A 16,212-nucleotide genomic window follows, 5' to 3' on the forward strand; every position below is an offset into this window, starting at 1 on the left:
TCCGTACCATAGAAAAAAGCGCACGCATCCGGTTAAATCTATTCATTCTGCAACGCATTCTTCAGTAACCAAAAGGTACTATACCGTTCATATGAATGCAAGAATAAGCTGCTTCATGCTATAATAGTTTGGGTTTATGTGCAAAAACAGGCAAAGGAAAGGTTAAACTAATGAGAACCATCAACAGCCCCGCAAAACCTTTCTTTGTTAAATGGTTTGTCTTTTTTATGGGGCTATTGATCATGTCGTTTGGAATATCGCTCATGATAAGAACCAATCTAGGCAATGCTCCGTGGGATGTACTACATATCGGTTTATATTATCAGTTTGGTTTGTCGATCAGTACATGGTCGATTATTATTGGATTTTTGATTATTGGTGCCACATCATGGCTTACTAGAAAACGGCCTCAGGCAGGCGCCTTCCTGAACATGGGTGTTTGTCGGAATATTTATTGATGGCTACTTAATGCTCCCATTTTTTTAGTCACCGGATTCCACTGCAGGCAGTCTGATCATGCTGGCTGCAGGTCCGGCTATCAACGGAATTGGAATGGGGCTGTATATTGCAAGCGACTGCGGAGTAGGACCGCGGAACAGCTTAATGCTGGCCTTAACGGAGAAAACCGGCAAAAAACTTGCCAGCATCAGACTTGTCATGGAACTTTTTGTTTTGGCCGCAGGCTGGCTGTTAAAGGGACCGGTTTCCCTGGGAACCATTCTGTATTGTATATCCATCGGCATCATCGTGGGTTAAACCTTGCCTTTCTGTAAAAAATCGTTAACTATTGGATAGAACGGAGTGTGTATGATGAAGATTTCAACAAAGGGCCGTTACGGCTTGACCATCATGATGGCATTGGCAAAAAAGCACGGTGAGGGGCCAATCGCCTTAAAACTGATCGCAAAAGAACACAGTTTGTCTGAACATTATCTGGAGCAGCTGATTTCCCCGCTGCGGAATGCAGGGCTTGTTAAAAGTATCAGAGGTGCTTATGGAGGCTACGTTCTTGCTAAAGATGCGAAAACCATCACAGCAGGTGACATTATCCGTGTTCTTGAGGGACCGATCAGCCCGGTTGAGGTAATGGAAGATGAGGAGCCGGCAAAACGCGATCTTTGGATAAAAATCCGTGATGCTGTAAAAAATGTACTCGATAACACGACTTTGTACGACCTTGCGAACTATCAAGGTGAAGGAGAACAAGACTCCTACATGTTTTATATTTAGTGAATGAATAGAAAGCAGGTGATCTTATGGATCGCATCTATGTAGACCATGCGGCAACGTCACCCATCCATCCGGATGTTGTCCAGGAAATGCTGCCTTATTTTACGGAACACTTCGGAAATCCCTCCAGTATTCATCAATTTGGCAGAAAAACACGCCAGCTGCTTGATGAAGCAAGAGTGACAGCGGCAAAAAGCATTGGGGCTCAACCCAGCCATATTATGTTTACGAGCGGCGGAACAGAAGCGGACAATGCGGCCATTTTTGGCACGGCTTATGCGAACAGCGGACAGGGAAAACATATCATCTCCACACAGATCGAGCATCATGCCGTCCTTCACGCCTGCGAAGAACTGCAACGCCAAGGGTTTGAGGTAACGTTCCTACCTGTTGATGAAGCAGGGAGAATTTCAATCCAAGCTTTAAAAGAAGCCTTGAGAGAAGATACGATTCTCGTAAGCATCATGTATGGAAACAATGAAGTGGGAACGATTCAGGATATTCAAACGATCGGCGAGATTTTGAAGGAGCATCAGGCCTATTTCCATACGGATGCTGTGCAGGCATACGGTGTTCTTCCACTGAACGTCCAAGAATTACAGGTGGATCTTCTCAGCGTTTCGGGACACAAGATCAATGGACCAAAGGGGACCGGTTTCCTCTATATCGCAGATGGTGTATCCATTGCACCTTCTTTTTTTGGAGGAGAACAAGAGCGGAAGCGCCGGGCAGGAACTGAAAACGTTGCAGGGATAGCGGGATTCGCCAAGGCCATTTCTATCATGGCTGAAGAAGGCCATCAAAGAGCAGAAAAATATGAAGGCTTTAAAAAGACGATGCTGTCCATCTTTAAGGAAGAAGGCATTGAGTATTTGTTGAACGGTTCAGCCGAGCATAGTCTGCCTCATATTTTAAATGTCAGTTTCCCGGGTGTAAAGACAGAAGTGCTGCTCGTGAACCTGGATTTAGCCGGCATTGCAGCCTCTAGCGGTTCTGCTTGTACGGCAGGATCGATTGAGCCTTCGCATGTGCTCACAGCGATGTTCGGAAAGACTGACCGAACGAAGAATGCTGTCCGGTTCAGCTTTGGACTTTATAATACACAAGAACAGATCGAGAAAACCGCACGTGAGACAGCAAAAATAGTGAAACGTCTGCAAAAATAAGGTAAACTCTATTTTGAAAATGAAAGGGGGGTGAACGAATGTCAACGCGACAATCAAAATCACCTGAAGAAACACGCGTCGTCATTGGGATGTCCGGCGGTGTGGATTCTTCTGTAGCGGCGCTGCTGCTTAAACAGCAAGGCTACGACGTTATCGGAATCTTTATGAAAAACTGGGATGATACCGATGAATTTGGGGTCTGTACCGCAACCGAGGATTACAATGATGTGATTGCGGTAGCGAACCAAATCGGAATACCTTATTATGCTGTAAACTTTGAAAAAGAATATTGGGATAAGGTCTTCACCTATTTCCTTGAAGAATATAAAGCCGGAAGAACACCGAATCCGGATGTGATATGCAACAAAGAAATTAAATTTAAGGCATTTCTTGATCATGCCATGAGCCTTGGCGCGGATTATGTAGCAACAGGCCACTATGCCCGTGTTGTTGAAGAAGACGGAGAAGTAAAAATGCTTCGCGGTGTGGATGAGAACAAAGACCAAACCTATTTCCTCAATCAGCTTTCACAGGAGCAGATCGCGAAAACCATGTTCCCGATCGGCGAATTGAACAAGCCTGAGATCCGTAAGATAGCCGCTGAAGCAGGACTGGCAACCGCAAAGAAAAAGGATTCTACGGGCATCTGTTTTATTGGTGAACGGGATTTTAAAGAATTTCTCAGTAATTATCTGCCGGCAAAACCAGGTGAGATGAGAACACTTGACGGGGAAGTAAAAGGCAAACATGATGGATTGATGTATTATACGATCGGCCAGCGGCATGGCCTTGGCATCGGTGGAAGCGGAGATCCGTGGTTTGTGGTAGGAAAAGACTTGAAACAAAACGTGCTTTTCGTTGAACAGGGCTTTGATCATGAAGCGCTCTACAGTGAAAGTCTTGTAGCAGTGAAACCAAGCTGGGTCAGTTTGAAGCCAATGGAAACATTCCATTGTACCGCGAAATTCCGATACCGTCAGCCAGATAAAGGGGTAACTGTCACTCAATTGGATAATGGCACCCTTGAGGTTGTTTTTGATGAACCCCAGCGGGCTATAACTCCTGGCCAAGCGGTCGTCTTCTATGACGGAGACGTTTGCCTTGGAGGGGCTACCATTGATGAGGTAATCAAAAACGGGGAACCTATTTCTTATCTATAAATCAGACCAGTCCTTTGTATAGAAAAGGACTGGTTTTTTATTAATGAAAACCATTCTTTGATATACTTTAATCAGAACAGATTTCAGGAGGAAAGCAGTGGAACAGGACTATTTTAAAAAGGGCAAATTAGAAGAAACGGCGAAAGCATTGGAAGAGCAGATTGAAAAGGACCCAGGAAACCCCGTGCCTTATATTAATTATGGAAACTTGCTGTCGGCTGTGCACGAGTATGAGAAAGCTTTGGTCTTTTTTGAAAAAGCGCTGGAGCTTGATCCGGAGGCTGGTGCAGCGGTTTACAGTATGGGCATCGCTTTCTATCAGATGGATAGATTTGAACAAGCCGGAAAGTTTTTTCTGAAGGCGCTCCAAAATGGGATACAGGAAGGCGACGTTCATTTTATGCTCGGAATGTGCTTTGTCCAAAAAGGAGAACATATCAGGGCCGTTCCGCATTTTCTGCGTGCATACGAAATGAACGAAAGCGATATAGAATCTCTTTTTCAATATGGTCTGTGCCTCGCTCAGCTTGAGCAGGTTAAACAGGCAAAGGACGTTTTTTTAACGGTGACGGAAAAAGATCCGGGACATGCCGATGCTTTTTACAATCTTGGTGTTGCTCATGTTTATTTTGATGAACCGGACGCTGCCCTAGAAGCATTCAGCCATGCCCTCAGCATTCAGCCCGATCATTACCTTGCTGCAAATGGGAAAAAGAACGTGGAAAACAAAAGGCAATAATTTTTAAAAAGTCAGGAGACCAAAGATGGATAAACAGTCTTCTTTCGATTTATTCGATGAACAGGCGAAATATATAAAAGGCTCACTGCTGACAACGATTTTTTTTAATCAGGATAACTTGTATACAGTCGCTCGAATCCGCGTCCATGAGACGAACGAATCCTACGATGAGAAAGAGGCGGTCATTACAGGTACGCTGCCGCCGCTCTATCAGGACGAACGGTATATTTTTTTCGGGCATTTTAAAGAACATCCGAAGTATGGAAAACAGTATCATGTAACGCAATTCCGTAAAGACATGCCGCAGACGAAAGAGGGGATGGTTCAATACCTGTCAGGCGACCTGTTTCATGGGATCGGCAAAAAAACTGCAGAAGCAATTGTTAATCATCTGGGGGAGAATGCGATTTCTGCAATTTTGGAAAATCCGGATGTCCTAAACGGCATTCCCCATCTAAATGAAGAAAAAGCAAAGAATTTATACGGCGTACTCATCGAGCATCAGGGGCTTGAACAGGTTATGGTGACATTGAACCCATTTGGCATAGGGCCTCAGCTCTCGATGAAGATTTACCAAACGTATAAGGAAGAAGCACTTCATATCATTCAGAATAATCCTTATCAGCTCATTTATGATATAGAGGGCATTGGTTTTCAGCGGGCCGATGAGCTCGGAAAGGGAATTGGGCTGTCCTACAATCATCCTGAACGAATCAGAGCGGGCTGTCTCTACATCCTTCAAGAGCGGGGAACGGATGCAGGCCATGTTTATCTTCCCTCAGAGCATGTGATGGAAGAAGTGAAAAAACTGCTCACGAATGGGGAGGCACCGCTAAGCGATGGAGATATTTTTCGTGAGATAGAAGCTTTGAGGGATGAACAGAAGATTGTAATGGAGGATGACAGACTCTATTTGCCGTCCCTTTTTTATTCAGAAAAGGGGCTGGCTGAATCAGTGACAGGCATTGCCGGCCAGGAAGAGTATAAGGACGCTTTTCCTCATTCTGAATTTCTGAAAGCACTGGGAGATCTGGAGGATCGACTGGGAATCGAGTATGCACCATCCCAAAAGCAGGCTATCGAGACTGCCATCTTCTCTCCTGTCATGGTGCTCACAGGAGGTCCGGGGACCGGGAAAACTACCGTAATTAAAGGAATCGTTGAGGTATATGCAGAACTGCATGGTGTCTCTTTGGATCCTTCATCCTATAAAAAAGACGAGCCATTTCCTGTCCTCCTTGTTGCGCCGACCGGGAGAGCAGCCAAACGGATGTCAGAATCCACGGGAATACCCGCGTTTACGATTCATCGTCTCCTGGGCTGGAAAGGCGGAGCCAGCTTTGAACATAGTGATGAGAATCCGTTGGAGGGTAAGCTGCTCATTGTAGATGAGATGTCCATGGTTGATATTTGGCTTGCTCATGCCCTTTTTAAGGCCGTTCCAGGCAATATTCAGGTAATCATCGTAGGGGATGAGGATCAGCTGCCGTCTGTTGGGCCGGGCCAAGTGCTGCGGGACCTGATCGCAGCCAATGTCATTCCGACCGTGGAGCTTAAAGATATCTACAGGCAGGCAGAAGGGTCCTCCATTATTGAACTTGCCCATCATATGAAAAACGGCATGCTTCCGAATGATCTGAAACAGAGAAAGGCGGATCGAAGTTTCTTTTCCTGCCAGCCGCAGCAAGTGCTTGAGGTGGTTAAACAAGTGTGCCAAAACGCAAGGCAGAAAGGGTATACGGCACGAGACATTCAAGTACTGGCTCCAATGTACAAGGGCAACGCAGGTATTGACATTTTAAATCAATCACTACAGGAGCTCTTTAACCCCCCAGGGCCGCAAAAGCGTGAATTGAACATACAACAGTCGGTGTTCCGTGTCGGTGATAAAGTCCTGCAGCTGGTTAACCAGCCAGAAGATCATGTATATAACGGGGACATGGGAGAAATCGTATCGATCATCTATGCGAAAGAAACGACGGATAAGGAAGACCAGCTCGTGGTTGCATTTGATGAGGTGGAAGTCGTTTATACACGTTCTGATTTTCATCATATTACTCATGCTTATTGCTGTTCCATCCATAAGTCTCAGGGAAGCGAGTTTCCGATTGTCATTCTGCCTGTGGTGAAAAGCTACTTCCGAATGCTAAGGAGAAATTTGATCTATACGGGAATTACGAGAAGCCGGGAATTTCTGATTCTGTGCGGCGAGGAATCAGCCTTTGAGCTTGCAGTTCAGCGCAATGATGAATCAGCAAGATATTCAAGGCTCAAGGAAAGGCTCACCCAGTTTAACTTGGAAAACGTTTCAAGGATGAACCCATAAAGATCGTGGAATGATAAGAAATGTTCGGAAGGGTGGGGGTTACTTTGCGAACATTTTCTTTTTTAAAAGGACGAAGAGCTGTGCATGCCGCAAGCCAAAAATCCATCGGCAGGGTGCAGGACGTGGTGGCTGATTCTAAAGGAAATGTGCTTGGTTTCATCATAAGTGAAAATAAGCTTTCCTTTCGAAAGAAGTTTGTGCCATTCGCCTCGGCAGAAATGGGCAGCCGGGATTCCGTATTGCTTTGCAGCTGCAAACCGTACAAGATACCCTCCCGTAAAGAGGGTACTTTCACGATGATACAACATCCATGCTGTATCGTAAGACAGGCACTCCTTTCAAAGGAGGGTCATACGGAAGCCGTGGTTGAGGATGTATATTTCTCTCATGATTGGGGCACGATTGTAGCAGTTGAAGTGACAAAAGGTTTGTTTTCCGATTGGACGGATGGAAGATCTCTCATCTATTCCCATGAGCCGTTAAACATAGGAAAGCAGGCACTTTTTGTACGATAAGTGCTATAAAGGAGGACCCCCTCATGCAATGCCCGAACTGCAGCTGCAAGGATATTGGCAAGATTGGTATCAATCAGTATTATTGCTGGAATTGTTTTATTGAACTGTCCATTGTTAATGGGATGCTATCCCTTCATCAAGTGGAAGAGGATGGCAGTCTGACGTCGCTCGATGATCTTTTTGAAGATCAAGATTTATCCTTTAATGCCGATGCACAATAAATGTTACGCGATCTTAATGAATGGGTGGGTGACAACATGAACAGCTTTTTTAAACCCGTACTCGCTCTAGGTATCTGGGCAGCTTTCTACGGAATGAGATCTTCCCGAAAAAACGGGATGAACTTAATGGGGATGAATGACCTTTTATCCTCTAAAAGAGTAAGAAAAATGCGCAAGAGACTGGCAAAAGCCATTTATTAAAGAAATGAAGGTCCATGCTAAAAAAGCATGGACTTTTTTTCATGAAAATAGGGGTTGTGGCAACAATAAAGATGGAGGTGATTACCATACATCGGGAAAATTATATGAAGTGGACCATCCGCCTGTCCTTGCTGGTCCTTTTATTTCTTTGCGGCTGGCTGCTGCTGAAGCTCTCTCCTTTCTGGACGCCGGTGCTTAAAACGTTAAAAGCGGTCTTTATTCCTTTTTTTATTGCGGTGTTCATCACCTATCTGCTTCATCCGCTCGTTGAAAAACTGCATCACTGGGGTATGCCGAGGACGCTTGCGATTCTGCTCATCTATATTCTGTTTTTTGGAGGAATCGGATATGCGGTTTACAAAGGCATTCCATATATGGTGCTTCAAATACGGGAGCTCGTATCCAATATACCCGCCATATCAAAAACGTACCGAAGCTGGCTGCTTGAAGTAGATCATCACACCTCCCGCCTTCCTCGTTCCATCCATCTCCGCATCGAGGATTATATTCAATCCGGCGAACATTACCTGGAGAAGAGTGCAGCCAATGTGATCGCTTCAATAAAGAAAATCGTCGATTATTTCTTTGTGTTGATTATCATTCCGTTTCTTGTCTTTTATTTTCTTAAGGATATTAACAGCATCAAGCAAGTATGCTGGTATATAACGCCAAATAAGTGGAGAAAAGAAGGAATACACTTATTGAAGGATATTGACCGGTCATTGGGCGGGTATATCCGCGGACAGCTTTTTGTCGGCAGTCTGCTTGGGGCAGCCGCTGTGCTGGCTCTGTGGCTGGCAGGGATGCCCTATCCGATTATTTTAGGCATCATCATTGCCATTACAGACGTCATTCCCTATTTTGGACCTATACTCGGGGCGATCCCGGTTGTATTCATTGCTTTTACGATCTCTGTTAAGATGGTACTCATTGTATCGGGAATCATGCTGGTGCTTCAATTTATTGAAGGCAATATTTTAGGTCCCCTCATTGTTGGGAGGAGCCTTCATATCCACCCTGCGTTGATTATACTGGCTCTTCTTGCGGGAGGGGAGATCGGTGGAATTCTTGGTTTGATTCTCGCTGTTCCTGTGTTCTCAATACTTAAAGTCATATTGGTTCATATCCGCGACCACAGACTTACGGCAAAGATTGACAAAATGCCCTAGAAGGATTTATACTTACTGCAAGATATAGCAAAGCGATGATGGAGATAAGTACGTTCCAGCTCTTTTATAGAGAGGAGACCCCTGGCTGAAAGGTTTCTAAAGGTAGAGGAACGGAAAGCTACTCCCGAGTGCAGTTAATGCCTGCCGGTTAAACCCCGTTACGGTTTACATAAGGTGATGATTTCCCATGAAGTGAGATCATAACCAGGGTGGTACCGCGTGAATAACAACTCTCGTCCCTGATGCGAATCAGGAACGGGAGTTTTTTTGTTTTAAACGCGCGAAATATTTAGCTGCAGTGCAAATCGCTTACGCTTTTTAATGAAGAAAGGAGCTCGGAAAGATGAAAACACTAACATCTGCTCAAGTAAGACAAATGTTTCTTGATTTTTTCCAGGAGAAGGGCCATAGTGTGGAGCCGAGTGCGTCACTCGTCCCTCACGAAGATCCGTCTTTACTTTGGATTAACAGTGGAGTGGCAACTCTGAAAAAATACTTTGACGGAAGGGTCATTCCTGAGAATCCGAGAATCGTAAATGCGCAAAAATCAATCCGAACCAATGATATTGAGAATGTAGGAGTCACAGCAAGGCACCACACGTTTTTTGAGATGCTTGGGAACTTCTCCATTGGTGACTATTTTAAGGAAGAGGCCATCCTATGGGCCTGGGAGTTTCTAACAGATCCTAAATGGATTGGCTTTGATCCTGAATTGCTTTCTGTAACCATTCATCCGGAAGATGATGAAGCCTTTGAAATCTGGAATAAAACGGTAGGAGTTCCTGCAGAACGAATCATTCGTCTTGAAGGGAACTTCTGGGATATCGGCGAAGGGCCAAGCGGACCGAATACCGAGATCTTCTATGACCGCGGAGAGAAATACGGGAATGACCCTAAAGATCCGGAACTATACCCGGGTGGAGAAAATGACAGGTATCTGGAGGTTTGGAACCTTGTTTTCTCCGAGTTTAACCATAACCCGGATGGTACCTATACTCCGCTTCCGAAAAAGAATATTGATACTGGAATGGGTCTAGAGAGGATGGTTTCTGTCATCCAGGATGTTCCGACCAACTACGATACAGACCTATTCATTCCTGTCATCCAGCTGACTGAAAAGCTTTCAGGCAGCAAGTATGGAGAAAGCAAGGAAACGGATACAGCGTTTAAAGTCATTGCTGACCATATCCGTACCGTTGCATTCGCTGTCTCAGACAACGCACTGCCTTCCAATGAAGGCCGGGGCTACATTCTTCGCCGTCTGATTAGAAGAGCGATCCGATTTGCTAAACAGATCGGTTTAGATCGTCCGTTCATGTTTGAACTCGTTCCGACTGTTGCAGATATCATGATTGATTTTTACCCTGACGTGAAGGAGAAAGTTCCTTTTATTCAGCGTGTGATCAAGAATGAAGAGGAACGTTTCCATGAAACGATTAATGAAGGGTTGGCCATTCTCGAAGAAGTCATCCAAAAAGAAAAGGCATCCGGCAGCAGTATGATTGCAGGGAAAGATGCGTTTAAACTGTATGATACATTCGGATTTCCTTTCGAACTAACAGAAGAGTATGCTGCTGAACACAACATGGAAGTGGACCTTGCCGGTTTTGAAAAAGAAATGGAAGCTCAGCGTGAACGTGCACGATCTGCGCGCCAGGATGTGGATTCCATGCAAGTACAGGGCGGCGTCCTTAGCGACATTAAAACAAACAGTGAATTTATCGGCTATGAAGAAGAAAGAAGCACATCAAAAGTGCTGGAAACTCTTCAAAACGGTGAGCGTGTCGACCTCCTCAGCGAAGGAGAAGAAGGCCAGGTCATCCTGGACATCACTCCATTCTACGCTGAAAGCGGGGGCCAGGTTGCCGATCAGGGAACCATGATCGCAGAAGGCGCAGAGCTGCAGGTGAAGGATGTACAAAAGGCGCCAAACGGCCAGAACCTTCATACTGTAACGGTGTTAAAAGGAACCCTGCGCAAGGGAATTGAGGTCGTTGCTCAGGTTGATGCTGAAAAACGTGCGGCAATCGTAAAAAATCATACGGCGACACACCTACTGCATCAGGCATTGAAGGATGTACTGGGAACTCATGTTAATCAGGCGGGTTCACTAGTTGCCCCGGGAAGGCTCAGATTCGACTTTTCTCACTTCGGCAGTATATCTGCTGAAGAATTGGAGCGCATTGAAGACATCGTTAATCAGAAGATATGGAAGACGATCACTGTTTACAAGATGTTGAAACCGATCGACGAAGCCAAAGCGATGGGGGCAATGGCTCTGTTCGGTGAGAAGTATGGGAAGGTGGTACGTGTGGTAAAGATCGGGGATTACAGCCTCGAGCTTTGCGGAGGATGCCATGTCAATAATACATCTGAAATCGGATTGTTCAAGATTCTTTCTGAAACAGGAATAGGAGCAGGAACAAGAAGGATTGAAGCAGTTACCGGACAAGAAGCCTACCAGGCAATGAAAGAGCAGGTTCAGATTCTAAGAAATGCTGCTGCTGTGCTGAAAACGAATACGAAAGAAGTACCGCATCGGGTTGAAGCACTGCAAAGCCAAGTTCGTGATCTTCAGCATGAAAAAGAATCCCTCTCCGCCAAATTAGGCAACTTAGAAGCAGGAAGCCTGATCAACGAAAAAGTAGAAGTAAATGGCGTTTCCCTTATCGTTAAAAAAGTGAATGCCACAGATATGAATGGATTACGATCCATTGTGGACGATTTAAAAAATAAACTTTCAAGTGGAATTGTAGTACTTGGAGCAGTAAATAATGATAAAGTAAACATTGTAGCCGGTGTAACGAAAGATTTGATCCCAAAAGGGTACCATGCCGGCAATCTTGTAAAGGAAGTCGCTACACGCTGCGGCGGAGGCGGCGGGGGCCGTCCTGACATGGCCCAGGCCGGAGGAAAAGATCCTGAGAAATTGGAATCTGCATTAGAATCGGTGATTGAAGCAGTGAAATCTGTTTGCTAATCACTGCATTAAGGGTACAATGACTGTATAAAGGGAAAAATACAGTCAGTCCAAAGGGAGAAGTTAGAGAAAGAGGTGTTGGCCGTGAGTTCTATGGATAAAACTATGAAGTTCAATTTTCATGACGATTCAATGGATCCGAATGTACAAAAAGTGCTTTTCTCCGTTTATGAAGCACTGCAGGAAAAAGGCTATAACCCGATCAATCAAATTGTCGGGTATCTGTTATCAGGAGACCCAGCCTATATTCCGCGCCATAAGGATGCCAGAACGATGATTCGTAAAATTGAACGAGATGAACTTATTGAAGAACTGGTTAAATCCTATCTTGATACAAAGGAAAAGGATTCTCTCTAATGACCAGAATTCTTGGACTTGATGTCGGTTCCCACACGGTTGGAGTGGCCGTCAGCGATGCCATGGGCTGGACGGCTCAAGGGATTGAAACGGTCAGGAGAAAACCGCATCAGCCCGACGAAGTCTTTGAACGTATTGGCGAGTGGGTCAAACAGTACGAAGTTGAAGAAATTGTAGTCGGTTTACCGAAAAACATGAACGGAACCATTGGTCCGAGCGGTGAAGCATGCCAAGAATTTGCCAGGGAGGCAGAAAAGCGGTATGAACTCCCCGTCGTTTTATGGGACGAGCGGTTAACGACTATGGCTGCTGAAAAAATGCTGATATCAGCAGACATCAGCCGAAAGAAGAGGAAGAAAGTGATTGACAAGATGGCAGCGGTTTTGATTCTGCAAGGTTACTTAGACAGCCGCCAATCAAAAAATTGAGGTGATTCAAATGGCAAACGAAGAAAAAGAACACATTATCATTCCAGGAGAAGACGGAGAAGAAAACCTGTTTGAAGTACTAATGACGATTGACGGAAGCACTACTCCAACCGGCCATTCCTACATTTTGCTCGTTCCTGCTGGAGACGACCAGGATGATGAAAGCGACGAGCAGGAAGTTTTCCCGTTCCGTTTTGTGGACAAGGGTGATGGAGAAGATGATATCGAGCTTTTCCCGCTGGAAACTGACGAAGAATGGCAAATGATCGAAGAAACTCTTAACGCATTTCAAGACGAAGAATAGAAATAAAGCGCTTAGCAGCTAAAGTTATACTTTAGCTGCTTTTTTTTTGTGCTTTAGAACATACTAAAGTCTTAATGGGAATTTGAAACCAATTTTCTTAATTATGGAAGCTAGACATGATTTTTACTTATCAGTATAATTAAGCAGATGAAAGGAGAGAAACAAAAGTGTTAATACTGAACACGGTTTCCGGAGACCCGCTTGATTCCGGCCGGAAGAATAAGAAGAAAAAAACCGCAAGAGTTCTACTGCTGATTTTTGTGCTCATTGCAGCAGGTGCTGTATATGGATATACATACATAAAAGATGCGCTTGGACCCTCAGATCCGAATAACGATAAAAAGATTACAGTCGATATACCGATAGGCTCTTCCGTTTCAACGATAGGAGGGATTCTGGAGAGCAAAGGGCTGATCACGAGCAGCTTGGTCTTCCAGGTGTATGCCAAATATAAAGAATCAGGCAATCTTCAGGCGGGTGTATATGACCTTAAGCCTTCGATGAATGTGGATCAGCTCATTGCTGCCTTAAAGAACGGTAAAGTTTTTCGCCATCCTGAAACATCCTTTACCATTCCTGAAGGATTTATTGTCCCTCAGATTGCCGAAACAGTGGCAAAAAACACGGGCCAAACTAAAGAACAAGTCATGAAGATCATGAATGACAGAGCGTTTGTAAAACAGCTTCAGGCCCAGTTTCCGATCATAGACAACAAGGTTTATGACAAGAAGGTCTATTATCCGCTGGAAGGGTATTTATTTCCTGCAAAATATGAGTTTGATGAGAAACAGCCTGATGTAAAAGCTGTCGTTAAGAAAATGGTAGATAAAACGCAAAGAGTAATGGATACATACCACGCTCAACTGCAAAAAAGCAAGAAGAAACCATATGAAGTGCTGACCCTGGCCTCGATGATCGAAGAGGAAGCTCAACGGCCGGAAGACCGGCCAAAAATTTCGGGTGTCTTTTACAACCGGTTAAAAAAGAAAATGACACTTGATTCTGATCCGACTGTTAAATATGCACGTAAAAACTTTAAAGTACAATTACTTTACAAAGAGTTGAAGTTCGATTCGCCATACAATACGTACAAATACCCCGGGCTCCCCATCGGTCCGGTTGCTTCACCAGGTGAACAGTCCATAAAAGCGGCGTTGAACCCACAGCCATCCGGGTATTATTTTTTCTATGCTCGCCCTAATGGACAAGTGATCTATACTAAAACTTACAAGGAACATACGAAAATCGTTCAAAAATACCGGAATGAATGGCAGGCACACGTAAGGAAAAGCTAAAAAGAAAACACGATATGATGCTTTTATGATATAATATTCCGGTTAAGTTAGGAGGCATCGCCTTGATCACAAAAGTAATCCAGGAATATATAGAAGCATTGATTCCTGATCGAGATCCAAGAATTGTAGAAATAGAAGAGTTTGCAAAAGAGCACGGTGTTCCGATCATGGAACTCGTTGGCATAGAAGCCCTCCTGCAGCAGCTTCGGATCATTCAGCCGCAGAGAATTTTAGAAGTAGGAACAGCCATAGGGTATTCGGCAATTCGTATGGCAGAAGCTGTACCGAATGCGTCGATCGTTACCATTGAGAAAGATACGGAACGATTTGAGCAGGCTGTCGCCAATATAAAGAAATTTGAGCTTTCTGAACGCATTACTGTATTGCTGGGTGACGCCAATGAATTAACAGCAGAAGCGGAAAAGCACGCACCCTACGATGTTGTGTTTATAGATGCAGCAAAAGGACAGTACCAGCGTTTTTTTGAGAATTATGGAAAAATGCTTAAGCCTAAAGGCGTCATGATTTCAGATAACATTCTGTTTAAAGGATACGTCGCCGATGACAGTGGGGTAGGAACGAGGAGGCTTGCATCCCTGATCAGGAAAATTCGATCCTACAATGAATTTCTTATGCACCACGAAGAGTATACTACCGCTATTTTACCTGTTGGAGACGGCATTGCGATCAGCGTGAAAAAGGATAAAGAGCACCGTTAGAGAGATTTGGAAGGAGAAAGAACATGGTACAAAAACCGATTGTCATAGGGGTAGCCGGGGGTTCTGGCTCTGGGAAAACCACAGTAGCCAAAGAAATCTACCGCCAGTTTGCCGATCAGTCGATTCTCATCATAGAACAGGATTCATACTATAGAGACCAATCCGATAAGACGATGGACGAGCGTCTGAAAACGAATTATGATCATCCTCTGGCTTTTGATAATGAATTGCTTATTCATCAAATAAATGAACTTTTGGAATATAAATCCATTGAAAAGCCGGTTTATGACTATACAGCACATACAAGAAGTGATAAAATTATCCCAGTTGAACCGAAAGATGTAATCATTCTTGAAGGTATTTTAATTTTGGAAGATGAGCGTCTTAGGGACCTCATGGATATCAAGCTGTTTGTCGATACGGATGCTGATGTGCGTATTATCCGCCGTATGGTAAGAGATACCCGTGACAGAGGGCGCACGCTTGAATCCGTTATCGATCAGTATACATCGGTAGTCCGTCCGATGCATAACCAGTTTATCGAACCAACAAAACGGTATGCAGATATTATTATCCCGGAAGGCGGACAAAATCGTGTAGCGATCGATTTGATGGTCACCAAAATTCAAACGATCCTTGAAGAAAAAGCGATCTTAAAAAAATGAGGCCAAGCCCTCATTTTTTCCGCATGGTTCGATTTTTTGAAGCCAATAAATTTGGCAAGCGCTTTATTTTTTAGTAAGGTGTAAGAATCCGATATACATATCAGATCTGTTTGACGACATATATAGTTATCAAGGGTACTGATTAATTGAAGGAGTGAATATAGGATGTCAGAAGAGAAAAAGCATTATATGACGCTGGAAGGCAAGCAAAAATTAGAAAATGAATTAGAATATCTCAAAACCGAAAAGCGCAAAGAAGTGGTTGAGCGTATAAAAGTTGCCCGAAGTTTCGGTGACCTCTCAGAGAACTCTGAATATGATGCAGCGAAAGATGAACAGGCATTCGTTGAAGCGAGAATTGTTCAGTTGGAAAAAATGGTCCGGGATGCCGTGATTATTGAGGAAAATAAAGCTTCAGGAGACAGTGTATCCATTGGGAAATCTGTCAAGTTCCTGGAACTTCCTGATGGGGACGAAGAAACATACATGATCGTTGGGAGCGCGGAAGCAGATCCGTTCGAAGGTAAAATTTCAAACGATTCTCCAATGGCGAAAAGCCTGCTTGGAAAAAAAGTGGGAGATCAGGTTACTGTGCAAACCCCAGGCGGAGAAATCAGTGTTAGAATTTTAGAAGTAAAATAATAAAAACGGCGTCCAGTGATCTGAACCCAAAAAGTTAGACAAAAATATTAGGCGGCTTCTTGGGCCTGGGTCCGGTATTGAACCGGACTCAGGCC

General features: G+C 44.3%; 19 protein-coding genes and 1 other annotated feature. All 19 genes read left to right on the top strand.

What is annotated here, in order from left to right; all coding sequences use genetic code 11:
- The first annotated feature begins 170 nt into the window (after window positions 1–170).
- The 19 genes from ABHN01_RS23770 (at window position 171) to greA (ending at window position 16,117) form a co-directional block, all read left to right on the top strand.
- Window positions 171–458: a hypothetical protein gene (locus tag ABHN01_RS23770; protein WP_429877595.1), complete on the top strand. Its 288-nt coding sequence runs from the start codon at window positions 171–173 to the stop codon at window positions 456–458.
- Between the two features lie 58 nt (window positions 459–516).
- On the top strand, window positions 517–756 hold the full coding sequence (locus tag ABHN01_RS23775; RefSeq protein ID WP_429877596.1) for a hypothetical protein: 240 nt from the start codon (window positions 517–519) through the stop codon (window positions 754–756).
- Window positions 757–810: 54 nt separating this feature from the next.
- Window positions 811–1,230, top strand: a complete 420-nt coding sequence (gene cymR / locus ABHN01_RS23780) for a cysteine metabolism transcriptional regulator CymR (protein ID WP_429877597.1) — start codon at window positions 811–813, stop codon at window positions 1,228–1,230.
- Between the two features lie 26 nt (window positions 1,231–1,256).
- The gene (locus tag ABHN01_RS23785) at window positions 1,257–2,396 is read left to right on the top strand and encodes a cysteine desulfurase family protein (protein ID WP_429877598.1); all 1,140 of its coding nucleotides are present in this window, start codon (window positions 1,257–1,259) and stop codon (window positions 2,394–2,396) included.
- 38 nt (window positions 2,397–2,434) lie between these two features.
- Complete coding sequence (gene mnmA / locus ABHN01_RS23790) at window positions 2,435–3,556, top strand: tRNA 2-thiouridine(34) synthase MnmA (RefSeq protein WP_429877599.1); 1,122 nt, start codon at window positions 2,435–2,437, stop codon at window positions 3,554–3,556.
- Window positions 3,557–3,653: 97 nt separating this feature from the next.
- Window positions 3,654–4,295 (top strand): tetratricopeptide repeat protein, encoded by a 642-nt coding sequence (locus ABHN01_RS23795; RefSeq protein WP_290398863.1) that lies wholly within the window; start codon window positions 3,654–3,656, stop codon window positions 4,293–4,295.
- A gap of 25 nt (window positions 4,296–4,320) precedes the next feature.
- Entirely contained in the window at window positions 4,321–6,621 is a 2,301-nt protein-coding gene (gene recD2, locus ABHN01_RS23800; protein ID WP_429877600.1) for an SF1B family DNA helicase RecD2, read from the top strand.
- 44 nt (window positions 6,622–6,665) lie between these two features.
- Window positions 6,666–7,136 (top strand): hypothetical protein, encoded by a 471-nt coding sequence (locus ABHN01_RS23805; RefSeq protein WP_429877601.1) that lies wholly within the window; start codon window positions 6,666–6,668, stop codon window positions 7,134–7,136.
- A 23-nt stretch (window positions 7,137–7,159) separates the two neighbouring features.
- A complete protein-coding gene (locus ABHN01_RS23810) occupies window positions 7,160–7,357 on the top strand; it encodes a hypothetical protein (RefSeq protein ID WP_429877602.1) in 198 nt (65 codons plus the stop codon).
- A 36-nt stretch (window positions 7,358–7,393) separates the two neighbouring features.
- Entirely contained in the window at window positions 7,394–7,558 is a 165-nt protein-coding gene (locus tag ABHN01_RS23815) for a hypothetical protein (RefSeq protein ID WP_290398867.1), read from the top strand.
- A gap of 56 nt (window positions 7,559–7,614) precedes the next feature.
- The gene (locus tag ABHN01_RS23820; RefSeq protein ID WP_429877603.1) at window positions 7,615–8,727 is read left to right on the top strand and encodes an AI-2E family transporter; all 1,113 of its coding nucleotides are present in this window, start codon (window positions 7,615–7,617) and stop codon (window positions 8,725–8,727) included.
- Between the two features lie 26 nt (window positions 8,728–8,753).
- Window positions 8,754–8,971: a binding site (T-box leader), on the top strand.
- Window positions 8,972–9,070: 99 nt separating this feature from the next.
- Window positions 9,071–11,707 (top strand): alanine--tRNA ligase, encoded by a 2,637-nt coding sequence (gene alaS, locus ABHN01_RS23825; RefSeq protein WP_429877604.1) that lies wholly within the window; start codon window positions 9,071–9,073, stop codon window positions 11,705–11,707.
- A gap of 84 nt (window positions 11,708–11,791) precedes the next feature.
- Window positions 11,792–12,064, top strand: a complete 273-nt coding sequence (locus ABHN01_RS23830; RefSeq protein WP_053357741.1) for an IreB family regulatory phosphoprotein — start codon at window positions 11,792–11,794, stop codon at window positions 12,062–12,064.
- Window positions 12,064–12,492 (top strand): Holliday junction resolvase RuvX, encoded by a 429-nt coding sequence (gene ruvX / locus ABHN01_RS23835; protein WP_429877605.1) that lies wholly within the window; start codon window positions 12,064–12,066, stop codon window positions 12,490–12,492. The genes ABHN01_RS23830 and ruvX overlap by 1 nt, the downstream gene beginning before the upstream one ends.
- Before the next feature lie 10 nt (window positions 12,493–12,502).
- Window positions 12,503–12,796 carry a DUF1292 domain-containing protein gene (locus ABHN01_RS23840; protein WP_290398870.1) on the top strand — a complete coding sequence of 98 codons (294 nt, stop codon included), beginning with the start codon at window positions 12,503–12,505 and terminating at the stop codon, window positions 12,794–12,796.
- A gap of 167 nt (window positions 12,797–12,963) precedes the next feature.
- Window positions 12,964–14,091, top strand: a complete 1,128-nt coding sequence (gene mltG, locus ABHN01_RS23845) for an endolytic transglycosylase MltG (RefSeq protein ID WP_429877606.1) — start codon at window positions 12,964–12,966, stop codon at window positions 14,089–14,091.
- 62 nt (window positions 14,092–14,153) lie between these two features.
- On the top strand, window positions 14,154–14,810 hold the full coding sequence (locus tag ABHN01_RS23850) for an O-methyltransferase (protein ID WP_429877607.1): 657 nt from the start codon (window positions 14,154–14,156) through the stop codon (window positions 14,808–14,810).
- 23 nt (window positions 14,811–14,833) lie between these two features.
- Window positions 14,834–15,475: a uridine kinase gene (udk, locus tag ABHN01_RS23855; RefSeq protein ID WP_290398873.1), complete on the top strand. Its 642-nt coding sequence runs from the start codon at window positions 14,834–14,836 to the stop codon at window positions 15,473–15,475.
- A gap of 165 nt (window positions 15,476–15,640) precedes the next feature.
- Window positions 15,641–16,117, top strand: coding sequence for a transcription elongation factor GreA (gene greA / locus ABHN01_RS23860; RefSeq protein WP_290398874.1), 477 nt, complete (start codon window positions 15,641–15,643; stop codon window positions 16,115–16,117).
- Window positions 16,118–16,212: the final 95 nt, after the last annotated feature.

It is taken from the genome of Fictibacillus sp. NRS-1165, from assembly GCF_050468105.1.
Taxonomy (GTDB): domain Bacteria; phylum Bacillota; class Bacilli; order Bacillales; family Fictibacillaceae; genus Fictibacillus_C; species Fictibacillus_C terrinigri.

Excerpts from the sequence above, each read along its gene's own strand:
- ABHN01_RS23815 (WP_290398867.1), top strand. The coding sequence starts at position 7,394 with ATGAACAGCTTTTTTAAACCCGTACTCGCTCTAGGTATCTGGGCAGCT.
- alaS (WP_429877604.1), top strand. The coding sequence starts at position 9,071 with ATGAAAACACTAACATCTGCTCAAGTAAGACAAATGTTTCTTGATTTT.
- ABHN01_RS23775 (WP_429877596.1), top strand. The coding sequence starts at position 517 with ATGCTGGCTGCAGGTCCGGCTATCAACGGAATTGGAATGGGGCTGTAT.
- ruvX (WP_429877605.1), top strand. The coding sequence starts at position 12,064 with ATGACCAGAATTCTTGGACTTGATGTCGGTTCCCACACGGTTGGAGTG.
- recD2 (WP_429877600.1), top strand. The coding sequence starts at position 4,321 with ATGGATAAACAGTCTTCTTTCGATTTATTCGATGAACAGGCGAAATAT.
- mnmA (WP_429877599.1), top strand. The coding sequence starts at position 2,435 with ATGTCAACGCGACAATCAAAATCACCTGAAGAAACACGCGTCGTCATT.
- ABHN01_RS23770 (WP_429877595.1), top strand. The coding sequence starts at position 171 with ATGAGAACCATCAACAGCCCCGCAAAACCTTTCTTTGTTAAATGGTTT.
- udk (WP_290398873.1), top strand. The coding sequence starts at position 14,834 with ATGGTACAAAAACCGATTGTCATAGGGGTAGCCGGGGGTTCTGGCTCT.
- greA (WP_290398874.1), top strand. The coding sequence starts at position 15,641 with ATGTCAGAAGAGAAAAAGCATTATATGACGCTGGAAGGCAAGCAAAAA.
- cymR (WP_429877597.1), top strand. The coding sequence starts at position 811 with ATGAAGATTTCAACAAAGGGCCGTTACGGCTTGACCATCATGATGGCA.
- ABHN01_RS23785 (WP_429877598.1), top strand. The coding sequence starts at position 1,257 with ATGGATCGCATCTATGTAGACCATGCGGCAACGTCACCCATCCATCCG.
- ABHN01_RS23840 (WP_290398870.1), top strand. The coding sequence starts at position 12,503 with ATGGCAAACGAAGAAAAAGAACACATTATCATTCCAGGAGAAGACGGA.
- ABHN01_RS23810 (WP_429877602.1), top strand. The coding sequence starts at position 7,160 with ATGCAATGCCCGAACTGCAGCTGCAAGGATATTGGCAAGATTGGTATC.